The following is a 17,967-nucleotide window of genomic DNA, read 5'->3' on the forward strand; positions in this document are numbered from 1 at the left end:
ATGAATGGTGAATGGTGTCTTTGCGAGCCCTGGAACAGGGCGTGGCAATCTGCCCGTTACAGTGCCGGGCATCATAAGAACACTTTTATATAGACTGCATTTTAAAAATTATGGGGTCCTTCGCAGCGTTTAAGCTGCTCAGGATCTCTTATTCCGATGGACGATATTCCGTACGCTGTACCCCGTAACCCTTAACCAGTAACCCGTACCACCATGAACATAAAACGGCGACCCTATAACCTCTCTGATGTATCCAGGCTGGCTGAATACGCCAATAATTGGAACATATCAAAATACCTGTCAGATCAGTTTCCATTTCCCTACACAGAAAAAGATGCGGAGGAATTTATCAACAGAACCCTGGAGTATGATCCCCTTCACAGTTTTGCAATCGTGGTAAATGATGAGCTCGTTGGGGGAATAGGAATTCATCCGAAGGATGACATCCACCGGAAGAATGCAGAATTAGGGTACTGGGTAGCAGAACCCTTTTGGGGGAAGGGTATTATGAGCAGAATGATAAGAGAAATGGTGGAGTACGGTTTTAAAACCTTTGATATTGAGCGGATCTATGCGGCTACCTTTGGAGATAACCTGGCCTCTCAAGCCGTACTGCTAAAGAACGGATTCAAAAAAGAGGCCCATTTTACCAGGACCCTATATAAAGGCAATGCGCTGCACGATGAGATCATTTTCGGGATAAGAAGGGAGTGGATTATGGATGGTGAATTATGAATGGTGAATTATGGATTATATTTCGTAACCCGTAACCCGTAACCCGTAACCCGTACCCCGTACCCCGTAACCCGTACCCCGTAACTATTACTGCTAACCGCAAACTGCTAACTACTAACTACGTTTGTATCACCCCTAAATTAAATGGTTTTTCAAGAGGTGCATGGTCTGCAGCCTCAATACCCATGCTGATCCATTTTCGGGTTTCCAGAGGATCGATAACGGCATCGGTCCATAACCTGGCGGCTGCATAGTATGGAGAAACCTGTTCGTCATATCGCGATTTGATCTTATTGAACAGGGCATCTTCTTTTTCCTTAGTAATGGTTTCTCCTTTTTTCTTCAAAGCAGCGGTTTCTATTTGCAACAATACTTTCGCAGCCTGTGTACCTCCCATAACGGCAAGTTCGGCGCTGGGCCAGGCAAAAATAAGACGCGGATCATAGGCTTTACCGCACATTGCATAGTTTCCGGCTCCGTAAGAATTGCCGATGACTACGGTGAACTTAGGTACTACAGAATTACTAACCGCATTTACCATTTTAGCTCCGTCTTTTATGATGCCCCCGTGTTCTGATTTACTGCCAACCATAAACCCGGTCACGTCTTGAAGAAATACCAAAGGGATCTTTTTCTGGTTGCAATTAGCGATGAAGCGGGTGGCCTTGTCTGCAGAATCAGAATAGATGACCCCACCAAACTGCATTTCCCCTTTTTTGGTTCTTACCACCTTTCGCTGATTGGCCACTATACCTACAGCCCATCCGTTAATACGCGCATAACCGGTTATAATGGTTTGTCCGTAGCCTTCCTTATAGGCTTCAAATTCAGAATTGTCAACCAGTCGCTTAATGATCTCCATCATATCGTACTGATCACTTCGCGATTTGGGTAACAACCCATAGATTTCCTTCTGATCTGCAGCAGGGGGTGCAGGTTTCTTGCGATTAAAGCCTGCTTTTTCAAAATCCCCGATCTTATCCATGATATTTCTGATCTTTTTCAGCGCATCCTTGTCGTCTGCCGCCTTATAGTCGGTAACACCACTAATCTCACTGTGGGTAGTTGCGCCTCCCAGGGTTTCATTATCAATATCTTCTCCGATCGCAGCCTTTACGAGGTAGCTTCCTGCCAAAAAGATACTCCCTGTTTTATCAACGATCAGGGCCTCATCGCTCATAATGGGTAAATAGGCTCCTCCCGCCACACAGCTTCCCATCACAGCAGCGATCTGGGTAATACCCATACTACTCATCACCGCATTATTTCTGAAGATACGTCCGAAATGCTCCTTGTCAGGAAATATTTCATCCTGCATGGGGAGGTATACCCCGGCACTGTCAACCAGGTAAATAATGGGTAATCGGTTTTCGATGGCGATCTCCTGGGCGCGTAAATTCTTTTTGCCGGTAATAGGAAACCAAGCCCCGGCCTTCACCGTAGCATCATTGGCCACCACAACACATTGCTTCCCGCTTACATAACCGATGCAGACCACAACGCCTCCTGAAGGGCACCCGCCGTGTTCTTCATACATATTATCTCCTGCAAAAGCTCCAACCTCAATGCGTTCACTGTCTTTATCTAAAAGCAGGTCAATACGTTCCCGGGCAGTCAGTTTACCCTGATCGTGAAGTTTAGCGATCCGCTTTTCGCCTCCACCTTTATGAACCCTGGCTAACCGATGTTTAAGATCGGAAACAAGAAGTTTATTGTGATCTTCGTTCTTATTGAATTTGATATCCATTACCGTGTGTTTGTTGTTGGTCTGTATTTTAGGGAGGGAAGTCACGATCATCAGCCTATACGGCCTTGCAGAGCTATCCGGACTCCCCGAAAAGCATGGCTAAAATACAAAATGAATAGGGAATAGATTCCGCATTATTTTCGTTAATTTTAACGATATTTGCCCGCTTTACGAACTAAAACTAACGATAAATAAATAGATATTAAGAAAATGGGTATGAATAAGAATACAGTACTGGCCTGGGCCACCTGGATCATGATTTTTGTAGGACTGGGTCTCATAGCCATGGGCGCCTTTAAATACGAAGAAGTAGCCGGCTGGGGTTTTGCCGCCGTAGGTGTTGGTTTCTTCTCGATTGCCTGGGTGTTTAATGCACTAAAGGGGAGGGTTTAAGCCGGTATTGTTCAATAAATTAATTTGATATGTCTGACGATAAAAAAGTAATATTTTCCATGTCCGGGGTCTCCAAGACCTACCCCGGAGCCAACAAGCAGGTTCTTAAAAATATTTACCTGAGTTTCTTCTACGGGGCCAAGATCGGGATCCTCGGTTTGAACGGTTCCGGTAAATCCACCCTTTTAAAGATCATAGCCGGTATTGATAAAAATTACCAGGGTGATGTGGTATTTGCACCCGGATATTCTGTGGGTTACCTGGAACAGGAACCCCAGTTGGATGAAGAGAAAACAGTATTGGAGATCGTCAAGGAGGGGGTTGCAGAGACTGTTGCCATTCTTGATGAGTATAACAAGATCAACGATATGTTCGGGTTGCCTGAGGTATACGAGGATGCTGATAAGATGCAAAAGCTGATGGATAAGCAGGCCGAGCTTCAGGATAAAATTGATGCCAGCAACGCCTGGGAGTTGGATAATAAACTGGAGGTGGCAATGGATGCCCTTAGAACTCCGGAACCTGATACCCCTATAAAAGTGCTTTCAGGAGGAGAGCGCAGAAGGGTAGCCCTTTGCCGACTGCTGTTAAAACAACCTGATGTACTCTTGCTTGATGAGCCTACCAACCACCTTGATGCAGAATCTGTACTTTGGTTAGAACAGCATTTACAACAGTATAAGGGAACGGTGATCGCCGTTACTCACGACCGTTATTTCCTGGATAATGTGGCAGGATGGATACTTGAATTAGACAGGGGCGAGGGTATTCCATGGAAAGGAAACTACTCTTCATGGTTGGATCAAAAGGCCAAGCGCCTGGCACAGGAGCAAAAACAGGCTTCGAAACGTCAGAAAACTCTGGAGCGTGAGCTGGAATGGGTGCGAATGGCACCAAAAGGAAGGCAGGCCAAACAGAAAGCACGTTTAAATAATTACGATAAGCTGCTGAATGAAGATCAGAAGCAATTAGACGAAAAACTGGAGATCTATATTCCAAACGGACCGCGTTTGGGTACCAATGTGATCGAAGCCAAGGGCGTTGCCAAGGCCTTTGGCGATAAATTATTGTATGAAAATCTGAACTTTACCCTTCCTCAAGCCGGGATCGTTGGTATTATTGGACCCAATGGAGCCGGTAAAACCACTATTTTCAGAATGATCATGGGAGAGGAGCAACCCGATAAAGGAGAATTTACGGTGGGTGACACGGCTAAGATCGCCTATGTAGATCAATCTCATAAAGATATTGACCCGGAGAAAACTATCTGGGAGAATTTCTCGGAAGGTCAGGAATTGATCATGATGGGAGGAAGACAGGTAAATTCACGAGCTTATCTGAGTCGTTTTAATTTTTCCGGAAGTGAGCAGAACAAGAAGGTGTCGGCCCTTTCAGGAGGAGAGCGTAACCGCCTTCACCTGGCTATGACCCTGAAAGAAGAAGGAAACGTCCTGCTCCTTGATGAGCCTACGAACGACCTTGACGTGAATACCCTGAGAGCCCTTGAAGAAGGACTTGAGAACTTTGCAGGATGTGCCGTGGTTATTTCTCACGACCGTTGGTTCCTCGACAGGATCTGTACTCATATATTGGCTTTTGAAGGAAATTCTGAGGTGTATTTCTTTGAAGGCAGCTTCTCTGACTATGAAGAGAATAAACGTAAGCGCCTTGGAGAAGATGTTACTCCTAAGCGTATTAAGTATAAAAAGCTTATTCGGGACTAGAGATCTTGCCTTGCAAGATCAATTATGGATGATGGATTATAAATTATTGTTAGTTATATAGAAAAGCGGATCAGAATGATCCGCTTTTCTGTTTATTTCATAACCGTATAACCGTATAACCGTATAACCGTATAACTGTTTACTCTTGATACCAATTCCGAAGTCGTACCTCGGTCACATCGTTCTTCTCTTCCACCAGTGCTTTGAATTTTTCAGTATCGCTCATCTCAGGTCGGCCGCGGTAGTGATACGGATATACAATACCGGGTTTAAATTCATTAACAGCACTTGCGGCCTGGTCTACCGTCATGGTGTAAGGCATGTTCATGCATACAAAGGCGATATCAATATCTTTCAGGGCACGCATTTCTGGAATATCTTCTGTATCACCACTGATGTAAACCTTTTGTTCTCCAAGGGTAAGTATATAACCATTTCCACGGCCTTTTGGGTGACGGGACTCTTCTGTTTCCGGGAGATTATACATCGGAATGGCTTTGATCTCTATTCCCTGGATTGTTTTATTTTCATCATTAGCAATAACAATGGCCTTTTCTTGAAGTTGTTCTGAAAGTTGTTCAGCTACCGCCGCAGGTACTACAAGGGTGGCATTCTCCAGTGGAAGCCCTGAGAGGGTTTCCGGATTGTAGTGGTCGCCGTGTATATCGGTAATGAGAACAATATCCGGAGCATTGATCTCTTTGAATTTATCGGCTCCCCCGTAAGGGTCAACATAAATGGTTTTGTCTTGGTATTCAAGGGCCAGTGTGCCATGAACAATGGGTTGCACCCCGATCTCTCCAATAGATTCGGTCTCAGGAGATTGTCCAGATAGGGTTACAGTGCTCCATAATAGGAGGAGGAAGGGTAGTTGTTTTGGTATTCTCATAACTTGTTTTATGCTAAAGTTACGAAAATACATCGTCACGCTCCTACCGCTGACATATTATAGATTTGACTTCTCATGAATGATTAGCCCTTACTTTTTTGCATTGCCCAACCCCGTAAGGGCTCACAAACACCTCTAAAACAATAAAAAGGAAGTGAGTAAAAAAGTAACAAAAAAGTCTAGTCCTGGTTCTTCGGCCATCCGCTAACGATTCGTTGCCTAAGCCAGCTGAACTCACCACGCCTTCAGCGTGCCTCAAACAGCACCTGGCTTTTAACGGCAACTTCATCAAGCGGGTCCTGGCCTGCCAGAACCTGAGGACGGCCTTTAATTATTAAAAAGAATAAAACTTAGTTAATCCATTTTGGGATGCTAGTTTGGAAGGAACGAATATTTGCAGCAATAGTCTGTAAACCAAGCGGAAGTGCGTAGCATGCAGCGCAGGGTTAGCAGCGGTTCTGCGAAGCAGAAATTGCCTCAAATATTCTTGATTTTTTGGTTCGTTTTGCATCAAGGCAAAATGAACATAAACGAATGCATGAAAAGATTTTTAATTGAAGCAGCTTATAGTCATCATACTCCACAAGAATTCAAATTTCAGGAAATTCGTAAAGAAAGATCGAGATTTGCTATAAATCAGTTTGATTGATCAGGAATCAGATCCGGATGATCTCAGGCGATTATTCTCGGCCTTTAATTTAAGATTTCTGTACAGGGCAACCACCAATAAACAAAGACAGATTAAAAATCCTGAGGTTACCACAGAGGTAAGACGTTCTACATTTACTTCTGCAAGGAAAGTAGTCATAACTTATAGGTTTAAGGTTAAAATTTGGGTTTTAACGGGGGCAATATACTAAAAATTAGACAAATCCAACTTAGAATGGACTTGATCGCAGATGATGACGTGGGTATATTATAACTTTTCATTAAAAATAAACTCCATCTTGATGCTGCTTCTTATGTATGGAGAGTTCTTTTCCAGTGGAATCTCACGAAAGCCGTATTTACGATATATATGGAGTGCATTACCTAGTTTAAGACTTGAATACAATACAAGTTTATTCCATCCTTCAGCTTTTCCGAAATCGATACAATGTTGCATAAGTTCCTGCCCGATCTTCAATCCTCTGTACTTACTTTCTACAGCCATTTTACCCAGTTCATATGTATTATGATCCATACGAAGCAGGGCATAACAACCTACGATCTCTTTCTTGTATTTAGCAAAAAAGATATAGCCTCCTTTCTGAATAATATATTCTTCGCACTTTTCAAGGATCTCCCTGTCATGTTCTTCCACCTCAAAGAGCTGCTCCAGCCATTCCATATTCATATTGATGAAATAAGGTCTGTACTTCCTCTGATAGGGGATGATAGAAACATCTTCCGGATTCATTTTCTAATAAAATCTGAAATGAGATAGGCAATGGCCTTGCCCGTTAACTTCAATTCTGCGGCATTCCCGGGGTCGGGGGCTGCTTCGCAAAGATGAAGGTATGCTGTATTTTTCTTCCTGGAAGCCTGGTACACCATTTGCCGTACCTGGTCTAGTTTCAGGCCCGAAGGACTTTGGGCACTACTGGGCATAAAGGCAATAGCATCCATGTCAACCTCGATACCAAAGGGCTCTGATTTTACAAAATCAAGTCCTTCTTTAAATGCTGAATCGGGATCTTTCAGTTGTCTGATAAACAGATCTTCAAATGTGGTGAAACGAATACGCTCTTTATCTTCCAGGGCTTCAAAGATCTTTTTTGAAGTATAATTTTCATGAATACCATACATGAAATACCGGTTTAGAAACCCTTCATAATAAGCCCACGAAAATCCATTACCACTATGTCTGGAATTTCTTTGACGAAAATCGGTATGCGCATCGATATTGAGAGCGTTTACAGGTACACCTTTTGCAAGAGAACAACCTTTGATATTGCCATATGAATTATTATGACCTCCCCCTATGATAATAGGGACCTTACCAGCGGTGACTATTTTTCTCACAAGGTCTGTAACTTCTTTGTCGAGACTTTCGGCGCACTTCCTGCTTTGTTTTATAAGGTCATTTCCTGAAAGTCCTTCAAGTGTATTCATCAATTCACTTGTATCAAGGTGCCCTAAGACCAATACCTTTGATCCCTTTACTATTTTATTAGACTGTATATTGAGCAAGGCTGTTAATCCTGTGTGCCATGCATGTTTTGCACCGGCCACCCCGTGGTTACCAATGACTCCAACATCTTCGGGAATACCAAAAAGAACATAAGCGGCCTTTGTGGCCGCCAATTGCTCTAAAAGATCCCCCTCAGGTTCTATCCATCTTACTTTCTCCCCAAACTTGGTTTCCCCGGCACGGGTTTTTGTAAGAGAAGCAATTTTTTTACGGTCGTAAACAACTAATTTTGAAGACATTAGCTAAAATTTATTCTTATTTCAGTGCGAAAATAATCTAAAATAAAAGTTTGTTCGTATATATATCGTTGGGTAATTTAAAAAAAGAAAAACTATATTAACGCCCCAATAAATTTAAAACTAATCTTATGACTGACACAAAAAGTAATAACGGATTAAAAGTGATAGCCGGTCTGCTGGTTGTTGCTTTGGCGGTTACCATTTTCTATACAGTGAGCCTGTATACTGAAAAGAAAGAGACTACGGCCAAACTGGTTGAAGAGAAAAACCTGGTTATGGAAGACCTTAACAACCTAAAGTCTGATTATGACCGTGCTATTTCTGAAAGCGAATCTGCAAATGCCCAACTAGTGGATGCCAGAAATAAAATTGCTTCATACATTGATTCTGTTAAGACCATGAAAGCAGATATCAGTGCGCTTTCAAGATACAGACGTCAGGTACGTCAGCTTACCAAAGAGCGTGAGTTCCTGTTAGCTCAGAACGACTCTTTAAGATCGTCTAATGCGTTATTGGCTATGGAGGTTGATAGTACCAAGGTAGCCCTGGAAGAGCAATCTATGTTTACTGACTCTCTTCTTGTACAGAACACCCAACTTGCTAAGGTTGTAGAAACCGGTTCTGCACTTGCCCTAAGCAAATTCTCTGTGGAGGCTGTAAAAGAGCGTAACAGCGGAAAACTGGTTACGGTAACCAATAACAGACGTGCAGACAAGATCAGAATTTGCTACACAGTATTGTCTAACAGAATTGCCAAGCCGGGAGCAAAACAATTCTATATCCAGGTAACTGATCCTAGCGGACAGATCATCGGTGAGCGTGCAGTAGCTGCTACCCAACCTGAGGAAGAAGGACAAGAAGGTGTAAGCGTTACTTACAGTAAAGCGTCTAGCTTCTACTATGAGAACACCGATCTTGATGTATGTGATTTCATCAGCAAAGGAGGAGAAGAAGATTTCCCTGAAGGAACTTATAATGTTGTTGTATTTGATGAGAAATTAGGCGAATTGGGATCAGCTCAGTTTGAACTAAAGTAACATAAGAACCTATCAAATACCCAACTATTTGATCATAAGAGCACCAGTTCGTTTTCGGACTGGTGTTTTTTTTATTAGGGATGTGGGTAAGTAGGTAAGTAGGTAAGTAGGTAAGTAGGTAAGTAGGTAAGTAGGTAAGTAGGTAAGTAGGTAAGCAGGTAAGCAGGTAAGCAGGTATGCAGGTATGCAGGTATGCAGGTAGACGGGTAGGTGGTAAGAAGAAATTCCAATATTCAAATTCCAAAATTTTAATTTCGTGTAACCTCACAACTGTAAACTGCAAACCGAAAACTGCTAACTGCAAAAAAAAGAGCTCCGGGGGGCACCGAAACTCTTGTTTTTTTTACCTAAGTAGTAGGTTAAATCTTGGGCTTTGATTTGTTGTTCTTGCAGACATCAATTTGGGGCTCTGACATCAACAAGTAATTTAACAACACTTCTAATATACTACTGATAACCAGGAGTTAGAAATTTATGTTGTGAGGGTAGGGGTAGTTGTTGTGTAGGGTTGATTTATAGGGGGGCTGAGCGTTAAAAGGGCCGAAGTATAACCGCATAACCGTATAACCGCATAACTGATTAAGGTTTAAATCATAGCAGAAATGAACATTACTGACAATAAGCCTGTAAATGCCAAAATAGTCGTCATCATGGTCCACGATCTGAATGTTTGAGTTTCATTCATGCCCAGGTATTGGCTAACCAGCCAAAAGCCGCTGTCGTTCAGATGGGAGAAGATGGAGGCCCCTGAGGCAATGGCAATAACGATACAGGCCATTTCTGCCGATGGGCTCTGCTCAGGAATTAATGGGGCTACCAGCCCGGCAGCGGTGATCATAGCAACAGTAGCCGAGCCTTGAATAATTCTTACCAGTGCGGCCATAACAAACCCGAATAGGAGCAGGGGGAAGCCAATGTCAGAAAGTGACGCAGCCATCATATTTCCTGCTCCCGTATCGATCAGTACCTGTTTGAAGACCCCACCGGCACCGGTGATCAAAATAATGACTCCGGCCGGAGCCAGTGATCTGGCACTAATCTCCTGTAATTGTTTTCTGGATACTCCTTTCTTAATACCAAGAAAATACAGGCTTAACAGGTTGGCAATTATAAGGGCAGTGAAAGGGTGTCCGATAAGCTCAAAGAGCTCTGCGATCCGGGTACCCTGCATCCCACTAATGGAGTTATTCAAAACGGTATTGAAGAGGATCAGTAATATCGGTACCCCTATAAGCCATAGCACCATACTGAAGGATACTCTCTTATTAATTTGTTCGTTTTTATCAGCGTGGGCATCAGGTGGAGTGATGAAAAATTTTTTTCCAATATATTTTCCAAATAGTAATCCGCTGACCATAGTAGTAGGTATACCGGCCATGAACCCTATCAGGATCACATTACCCAGGTCTGCCCCAACGATGTCGGCTACTGCTACAGGGCCCGGGGTAGGTGGTATAAAGGCATGCGTAACGGCCAGTCCGGCAAGCAGCGGAATTGCGTAATAGAGCAAAGACTTGCCTGTACGCCTGTGAAGAGCATATAGGATGGGCACCATGAGGATGAATCCAACTTCAAAAAATACGGGGATGGCAATAATGAAACCTGTAATGGTGAGTGCTAATGGCGCTTTGTTGAGTCCGAATCTGTTTAAAAGATTCTCAGCAATTACCAGGGCACCACCGCTATGCTCAAGAATAGCTCCGAAAATTGCCCCAAGGCCTACTACTGTTGCTACATAACCCAGGGTACCTCCCATTCCGTTCTGCACCGTTGTGATGATCTGTGCGGGTGCCATTCCGGCAAGTACTCCAACCGTTATACTGGCTATCAACAAGGAGAGAAAGGCATGTATTTTGAATTTCAGAATAAGTAACAAAAGCAGGATGATCCCTGCTGCCACAGAAAAGAGGGCTTGATTTTCCAGTATAAAGCTCATGATTCCCAGTTGGTATGATAGTATTTTTCGGTACGGTCGTTTTCTTTTTGGTATTTATGCGCCCCGAAAAAATCTCGTTGCGCCTGTATCAGGTTGGCCGGACCCTTCTTCTCTGTAATGCCATTCAGGTAATTCAGGGCAGCGGTAAATGAAGGCACAGCAATACCCGCATGTATAGCTTCTATAATAAGTGATTCGAGTGCGGGTTTCCAGGCTTGTACCTGTTCTTTTATTTGCGTGATCAACAGAAGGTCAGAAGAAGTTTTTAGTTGTTCAACCAAACTGTTCATCAGTTCAGAACGAATGATACAACCATTGGTCCACAACCTGGCTACCTCAGACAGTTCACAGCCATGATCAACATTTTTCAAATAAGATTGTAGTATCTCGAACCCCTGAATATGATTAATGATCCTTGCCAGGGCATAGGCATTTTTAATTGAGTTAGGCTCCAAATTAACGGTTGGTTTTGGGAACTTATATTCCCGATCATAGGCTGTACGTTTATCTTTAAAATAGGAAAGATAACGTGCAAATAGTGCGCTTGCTATCATGGTTGCCGGAAGGCCTAGTTCGGCAGCCGAAATTGTTGCCCAACTCCCTGTACCCTTATTGCCGGCCTTATCCAGAATAGTTTCTAATAAAAGTCCCTCGTTATCCTGATAACTGAGGATGCTGCAGGTTATGGTTAAGAGGTAGCTGTTCAGCTCACCTGAATTATAAGATGAAAAGGCTTTAGAAATTTCTTTGGCCGACTGACCTGATCGTTTGTGCAAATGATAAAGCTCTGCCAGTAATTGCATTTCAGCATATTCGATACCATTATGGATCATTTTAATGAAGTGCCCCGAGCCCATGCCCCCTGTAAAGCTGCAACAGGGGTGGTTGTTTTTATCGCGGGCAGCCAAGACCATAAGAAATGGTCGTGAGATCACCCAGCCCTCACTGCTTCCACCGGGCATGAGAGACGGACCTTCAAGAGCCCCTTTTTCGCCTCCGGAAATGCCACATCCAAGAAAAAATATTCCCTTTTTTCTGAGTTCATTAAGTCTTCTGCTGCTCTCCTTGTAATGAGAGTTTCCTCCATCTATGATCACATCGCCTTTAGATAATAGAGGAAGCAGATCGTTAATGAGCTGATCAACAGCATCACCCGAAGGCACCATAAGTAATATCTTTCTGGGGGATTGTAATGAAGCTACAAAGTCACTCAGATTATTAAATGCCATCGCCTCTGTGAGTTCACCGTAAGCCTGTTTCAGCTGTTCAGCAACCTGTTCTTCTTTGCCTTTCACTTCGCGATTATACAGAGCCATCCTGAAGTCTTTAGAAGCCAGGTTCCTGCTGATGCTGCTCCCCATAACACCCATACCGGCAACTCCGAATTCAGTCTTTTGAGACAGATCATGGATAATAGTATTAGCAATGTGTTCAGGTGTATCTACAGTATCATATCGTGAAGCCTCTACAGGGTATTCAAGGGTTTCAAATTGAGATGTAAGCAGTTCTAAAGGCATAAAATGACTTTGGCGATCAGCCATCCTTTTTACGATCATTTCAGGGGTGCCATGTAAGTAAATAAATTTTACCTGTGCGTTGTGATCAGTCTCTAAAATTCTGCGGTAGTCAGCCTTAAGAGCTGAGCAGCTCAGGATACAGGAAGATCCCTTTTCAAGATGATCGTGGATCACCCTTGCTAATTGCCGCAGCCATGGAATCCTGTCCTCATCGGTCAGGGCAACTCCCTTTGTCATTTTTTGGATGTTTTCTTCGGGGTGGTAGTGGTCACCTTCTATGAAAGGAATATCAGTTTTGGAAGAGAGCAGTTTTCCTATGGTCGATTTCCCGGAGCCGGAAACTCCCATGACAACAAGGGCCAGCGGACGTAGCGTATTCATTTGATAGTAGTTGGTTTTTAAAGATAGGAAAAAATGATGTAGGGCTATAAGGATGGAGGGATAGAGGGATTGGGGGATGTGGGTGAACAGGTAGACCGGTAGACGAAGGGCCGAGCGTAAAAAAGGTCTTGCAGACCTATTTAGCGATCCTGCCTGTCGGCAGACAGGGGAGCCAGCTGACGGGAGGGCAATGCGGGTAGTCAGGTAAGCGGGTAAGTAGGTAGGCAGAAAACCTAAATTTTCAACTCCTAAAATTCCAGAATTTAATTTCGCATAACCGCATAACCGCATAACCGCATAACCGCATAACCGCATAACCGCATAACCGCATAACCGCTAACTGAATGCTGTACAAATCAAAAAAGCTCCGGATCTGTTCCGGAGCTTTTTTTGTAATCCAACGGGTAGGTTGGTTCGTAGGTTTCATTTAGGGTATGATGTACTGATTACTTTTTTTGGGGCTTGGTGATCAGTACTGAACTAACAACACTGCTAATATAGAACAGGATTACTCCTGATAGAAATTTATGTTGTAAGAATTAACTGAAGCGTTGTGAACTATGGTCTTTTGGTTATTTGATGACTTTAGGAGCTTAAATTTCAACCATTTAAACCGCATAACTGTAAACCGCAAACTGTTAACTGCCTATCCCCATCTCCCCATCTTTCCTTCCCGGAAATCCTGGTAGGCCTGGGCGATCTCTTCTTCAGTGTTCATGACAAAGGGACCGTGGGCTACCATGGGTTCATTCAGAGGCTGTGCATGCCCGAAAATAAGGATGGATTCTTTCAGGGCCTTGATGGATATTTTTTCATCATCGTTATTGAATTCAACAAGATGGAATTCAGATATCTTATGACCGTTTACTTCCAGCTTTCCTTTGATCACATAGAAAAAGATATTCCTGTCGGTAGAAACATCCAGCATAATAGTGGTACCCTTGTCAAAGGTCATCGTACTTAAAAAAACATCTGTGAGGGTAGAAACACTGCCTTCTTCTCCATTCCATTGACCTGCTATCAGGTCCATTTCAATACCATCTGCCGGCCGGCTCTTTACCATTTCCCGTGCCGGTACTCCTTTGTAAAAGGGTTGGGTCATCTTATGTTTTGCCGGAAGGTTGATCCACAATTGAAGGATCTCTAATTCGCCTCCTTCCTGAAGAAACCCATCCGATGACAACTCAGCATGGATGAGTCCGCTGCCCGCTGTCATCCATTGTATACCCCCGGCATCAATAACACTCTCGGCACCCGAGGTGTCCCGGTGGGCAATATCGCCCGATATTATAAATGTTACTGTTTCAATACCCCTGTGAGGGTGGGGCCCGAAAGGCAACCCGTTGTTATTTGGCGGATAGATCTGCGGACCGTGGTGATTGAGAAATATAAAAGGATCGATTTGCTGCAGGGTACGGCTAGGCAGGGGAGAGTGGGTTTTCAGATCTCCTATGGGCCGGGACTCTGCATTATGAATTTTCTTAATGCTTCGCATGCTTTTTTATTTCAAAGTTAATGATTTGGGGTAAACGGGTAAACGGGTAAACGGGTAAACAGTTAAACGGGTATACGGGTAAGTAGGTAAGCAGAGGGCCGAACGGCATTGGAAGGTTCTGTGAACCTTTCATCGTGAGGAGCCAGAAGGTGCGTTGGCAAGTAGACCTTTTTAGCGATCTTGCCTGTTGGCAGACAGGGGAGCCAGCCCGTGGAAGGGCGATGCAGGTAGGTTGTAATCTCTAGGCGACGTAATCTATCATTTACCATTTATAATTCATCATCCATCACGCCTTCGTCGTGATTAATTCCTGTAGCCTGTTCTGTTTCCCTTTGGTCACATTCCAGACGCAGTAATTAATAATCCATCATCCCCTCAACCGCCATACAGACCTCTTGGGGGTCAGTATCATATTCAAACCAGTTAATATCAGGGTCCTTTCTTAGCCAGGTAAGCTGTCTTTTGGCAAATCGTCGTGTATTCTTTTTGATCTCGCTAACGGCTTCCTCCAGGGTGGCCTTCCCATCCATGTATTCAAACAGCTCTTTGTATCCTACGGTTTGAAGGGCATTCAGTTCGCGGTAAGGGAAAAGCCTTTCTGCTTCTTCAAGCAAGCCGGCTTCCATCATCATATCGACTCTGAGATTAATGCGGTCATATATGATCTTTCGGTCGGCAGTAATGCCAACCTTAATAGTGTTAAACGGACGCTTTTCCCGAGGTTGATTTAAAAAGGAGGAAAAGGGTTTTTCGGTACCCAGGCAAACTTCTAAAGCACGAATAAGACGATGGGGATTGTTTGTGTCAACTTTCTTGTAGTAATCAGGGTCTTTTTCCTTAAGTAATTGCTGCAGCGCTTCCAGCCCTTGTGCAGTAAAGAGCTCATTAAGCTTCTCTCTGATCTCAGGATCTATATCAGGAAAATGATCCATGCCCTTTATGACAGCATCAGAGTAGAGTCCGCTGCCCCCGGCCATGATCACGCAGGTGTGATCTTTATACAAGGCGTCGAGGCGTTTTAGGGTATCTCGCTCGAAATCTCCGACACTGTAATTCTCGTGTATGCTTATGTGCTGAATAAAATGATGCCGGGCAGCTTTCAGTTCATCGGGGTCAGGTACAGCGGTTCCAACAGACATTTCTTTAAAGAACTGCCTGGAATCACTCGAAATGATCTCTGTGTTAAAGTGCTTGGCCAGGTGAATAGCCATTGCGGTTTTACCAATAGCGGTGGGACCCGCCACCGAAATGAGATAGTTATGGCTCATTCAGCAAAGATCCACATTTATGACAAAAATGAGCATCACTGGTGTGAAATTCTTCCAGACAATGCGGACAAGCCTGGGTATTGTCGTGTATGTCATGTTCAAGCTTTGATTGTCTTGCAAATTCAGAGGTGACAATCCCGGTAGGCACAGCTATGATGCCATAACCCAGGATCATGATCATGGCAGCGATCACCTGCCCGAGGTCGGATTGTGGGGCAATATCCCCATAACCTACTGTGGTAAGTGTCACAATGGTCCAATAAATACTTCTGGGAATACTGGTAAAACCGGCATCTTCCCCTTCAATAAGATACATGACTGTTCCGAGGATTACAGATAGTATAAGTACCGTATAAATAAACACAGCTATTTTAATTCTACTGGCTTTCAGGGCACGACCCAGTTGTGATGCTTCTCCTAAAAACCTGATCAGTTTTAAGATCCTGAAAACCCTCAATAATCTGAGGGCACGAACAGCCAGTAATACCTGTGTTCCGGCAAAGAAGTAGGAAATATAGAGAGGGATGGTTGACAGGAAGTCAATGATACCGTAAAAACTAAAAATGTATTTTGAAGGTTTTTTGATACAAATAATGCGGGCGATATATTCCAGGGTAAAAAGTATGGTGACTACCCACTCGGCCGCAAGTAAGGTGTCGTGGTATTTCGCATCAAAAGGCTTAACACTTTCAAGCATCACCAAAACCACACTGAACAGAATAATTATAAAAAGAGCTATATCAAAGGCTTTCCCCATGGGGGTGTCTGCCTCGTAGATGATCTCATGGAGCTTAAACTTCCAGTTGTTTTTTGGCTCTATAGTTTCCGGCATTTTTAGGAATTTACAGCTAACGGTATTTTAAAGTTATAGGATTCCTGATATATATCCTTACAATATGTATTAAAAATTCCTTCGGAAGAAAACCCTTGCTGTAAGATACCGTTGCAGAAAAGGCCTTATAAGCCCCGTTCTATGGCTTATTTGGATGTGACTGTATCAAACATATCTCTCGGAGTCTGCAGCACCAGTCGGTTATTTTCTCCGGTATAAAGAAGAGCAGTTCTAAAAATTCAGGATCTTAAGATGTTTTTGTTTTCTCATGTATTTTTCAACGATATGACGGGTAAAGTGATCATGTGCAATGGGGCTCAGCATGGTTTGTATGATCTCTTTGACCTGTAGTTGATGATTGAGATTCACGTAGGCATAACCCTTAATAGTTCCGTTTTCTATCAGTAAAGCACTTTTCTCATCGATCTCCCGACCCTTTCCCGTGATGATCATATTTTTGTTGCTCATTGTAAGGGACGCCACGGCATTATTCACTCTTTCGTTATATATCGAGGGCTGTTCTTTCTGAATGCAGGCGCCATGACATTTCTGTTCATTATAGGCCGAACATTGAGCTCTGGCTTCACTCAAACCGTTTACTTTTAAACACAAATTGAAATCGGAGGTTAAACGGCGCAGCAGGTTCAATGCCTCCGGATAGGTATTGAAGCTTGTTATATAAGAGTGTTGTTTTTTATAGGGCTCTATAACAAGGGCCTCGTAGTTGTCTTTATTCTTTTCCTTCTTTAAAATAAATTTAAAAGGCTTCACTCTTCCGCGACGGTTATACTTTGGCTTGTTGATCTTTAATTCTTCATATTCTTTAAGAGAAGCGATAAGCTCTGTCCCGGTTTCCTCATAGGTTACTGCACGCATTTCCTTTTGCAGACTTCTAAACTTTTTACTTACCGAGGTAAATTTCTTATTGACACTTTTTTTCAGGTTACTGCTTTTCTCAATAAAGATCACTTCCCCCTTGTCATTATGCATATAGTAAAGTCCCATGGAAGAAGGCATGGCATCTACAATATCAAGCAGGCGTTGACTTAATACACCGGTAGTTGCGGTTCTGACCGTATTACTCATGATCTCCTTGCTCTTATCTTTATTCAGTAAGATCTTGAATAGCTTTAGGGTGGCCTGGGCATCACCGTTGGCTCGATGCCTGTCGCTAACGGGTATACCTAACGATCGCACCAGTTTTCCCAGGCTGTAGGAAGGTTGATCGGGCATCAGTTTTTGAGAGAGCTCAACGGTACATAATGATTCTCTTTGAAAGTCGTACCCCAATCGTCTGAACTCGGTTTGAAGTATTCTGTAGTCAAACTGGGCATTATGAGCCACAAGAATACACCCTTCGGTGATCTCTACGATCCGCTTGGCAACTTCGTAAAACTTTGGGGCACTTCTAAGCATTTTGTTGTTAATGCCGGTAAGCTTCACCACAAAGGGTTGAATTTCTTTTTCAGGGTTGACCAGGCTGATAAATTGATCAGTGATCTCATGACCATCAAACCGGTAGATAGCGATCTCAGTGATGCCTTCTTCGTTGTATTTTCCCCCCGTGGTCTCTATATCCAGAATTACGTACAATACCTTGG

Annotated in this window: 15 protein-coding genes; 4 read left to right on the forward strand and 11 right to left on the reverse strand. The window is 43.4% G+C overall.

The features are described 5' to 3' along the window. Positions 1–213 precede the first annotated feature (213 nt). Positions 214–735: a GNAT family N-acetyltransferase gene (locus E7Z59_RS09015; protein ID WP_136335985.1), complete on the forward strand. Its 522-nt coding sequence runs from the start codon at positions 214–216 to the stop codon at positions 733–735. Between the two features lie 118 nt (positions 736–853). Here the strand turns inward: E7Z59_RS09015 and E7Z59_RS09020 are convergent, their stop codons facing one another. Beyond that, a complete protein-coding gene (locus E7Z59_RS09020; RefSeq protein WP_136335986.1) occupies positions 854–2,482 on the reverse strand; it encodes an acyl-CoA carboxylase subunit beta in 1,629 nt (542 codons plus the stop codon). 210 nt (positions 2,483–2,692) lie between these two features. Here E7Z59_RS09020 and E7Z59_RS09025 point away from each other — a divergent pair, with 210 nt between their 5' ends. After that, entirely contained in the window at positions 2,693–2,875 is a 183-nt protein-coding gene (locus E7Z59_RS09025; RefSeq protein ID WP_136335987.1) for a CAL67264 family membrane protein, read from the forward strand. A gap of 29 nt (positions 2,876–2,904) precedes the next feature. After that, entirely contained in the window at positions 2,905–4,599 is a 1,695-nt protein-coding gene (gene ettA, locus E7Z59_RS09030) for an energy-dependent translational throttle protein EttA (RefSeq protein WP_136335988.1), read from the forward strand. 139 nt (positions 4,600–4,738) lie between these two features. On the opposite strand, the gene E7Z59_RS09035 is transcribed toward ettA, so the two are convergent. The 4 genes from E7Z59_RS09035 to E7Z59_RS09045 all read right to left on the reverse strand — a co-directional run bounded on the left by E7Z59_RS09035 (position 4,739) and on the right by E7Z59_RS09045 (position 7,900). Then, a complete protein-coding gene (locus E7Z59_RS09035; protein ID WP_136335989.1) occupies positions 4,739–5,488 on the reverse strand; it encodes an MBL fold metallo-hydrolase in 750 nt (249 codons plus the stop codon). 649 nt (positions 5,489–6,137) lie between these two features. Then, entirely contained in the window at positions 6,138–6,296 is a 159-nt protein-coding gene (locus E7Z59_RS15250; RefSeq protein WP_168731270.1) for a hypothetical protein, read from the reverse strand. 108 nt (positions 6,297–6,404) lie between these two features. Further along, entirely contained in the window at positions 6,405–6,887 is a 483-nt protein-coding gene (locus tag E7Z59_RS09040) for a GNAT family N-acetyltransferase (protein ID WP_136335990.1), read from the reverse strand. Then, entirely contained in the window at positions 6,884–7,900 is a 1,017-nt protein-coding gene (locus E7Z59_RS09045; RefSeq protein WP_136335991.1) for a formimidoylglutamase, read from the reverse strand. The genes E7Z59_RS09040 and E7Z59_RS09045 overlap by 4 nt, the downstream gene beginning before the upstream one ends. A 128-nt stretch (positions 7,901–8,028) precedes the next feature. Between E7Z59_RS09045 and E7Z59_RS09050 the strand changes: the two genes are divergently transcribed. Beyond that, a complete protein-coding gene (locus E7Z59_RS09050; protein WP_136335992.1) occupies positions 8,029–8,937 on the forward strand; it encodes a hypothetical protein in 909 nt (302 codons plus the stop codon). 586 nt (positions 8,938–9,523) lie between these two features. Here the strand turns inward: E7Z59_RS09050 and E7Z59_RS09060 are convergent. The 6 genes from E7Z59_RS09060 to E7Z59_RS09085 all read right to left on the reverse strand — a co-directional run bounded on the left by E7Z59_RS09060 (position 9,524) and on the right by E7Z59_RS09085 (position 17,959). Further along, entirely contained in the window at positions 9,524–10,873 is a 1,350-nt protein-coding gene (locus E7Z59_RS09060; RefSeq protein WP_136335994.1) for a GntP family permease, read from the reverse strand. Next, positions 10,870–12,771 carry an NADP-dependent phosphogluconate dehydrogenase gene (gene gndA / locus E7Z59_RS09065; RefSeq protein WP_168731271.1) on the reverse strand — a complete coding sequence of 634 codons (1,902 nt, stop codon included), beginning with the start codon at positions 12,769–12,771 and terminating at the stop codon, positions 10,870–10,872. The genes E7Z59_RS09060 and gndA overlap by 4 nt, the downstream gene beginning before the upstream one ends. A 646-nt stretch (positions 12,772–13,417) precedes the next feature. Continuing rightward, a complete protein-coding gene (locus E7Z59_RS09070) occupies positions 13,418–14,266 on the reverse strand; it encodes a pirin family protein (protein WP_136335996.1) in 849 nt (282 codons plus the stop codon). 356 nt (positions 14,267–14,622) lie between these two features. Then, a complete protein-coding gene (gene miaA / locus E7Z59_RS09075; protein ID WP_136335997.1) occupies positions 14,623–15,534 on the reverse strand; it encodes a tRNA (adenosine(37)-N6)-dimethylallyltransferase MiaA in 912 nt (303 codons plus the stop codon). Further along, on the reverse strand, positions 15,524–16,366 hold the full coding sequence (locus E7Z59_RS09080) for an ion transporter (RefSeq protein ID WP_136335998.1): 843 nt from the start codon (positions 16,364–16,366) through the stop codon (positions 15,524–15,526). The genes miaA and E7Z59_RS09080 overlap by 11 nt, the downstream gene beginning before the upstream one ends. Before the next feature lie 231 nt (positions 16,367–16,597). Beyond that, positions 16,598–17,959 carry an exonuclease domain-containing protein gene (locus tag E7Z59_RS09085; RefSeq protein WP_136335999.1) on the reverse strand — a complete coding sequence of 454 codons (1,362 nt, stop codon included), beginning with the start codon at positions 17,957–17,959 and terminating at the stop codon, positions 16,598–16,600. Positions 17,960–17,967 lie beyond the last annotated feature (8 nt).

Origin of the sequence: Robertkochia marina (genome assembly GCF_004799345.1) — a bacterium.
Taxonomy (GTDB): Bacteria; Bacteroidota; Bacteroidia; order Flavobacteriales; family Flavobacteriaceae; genus Robertkochia; species Robertkochia marina.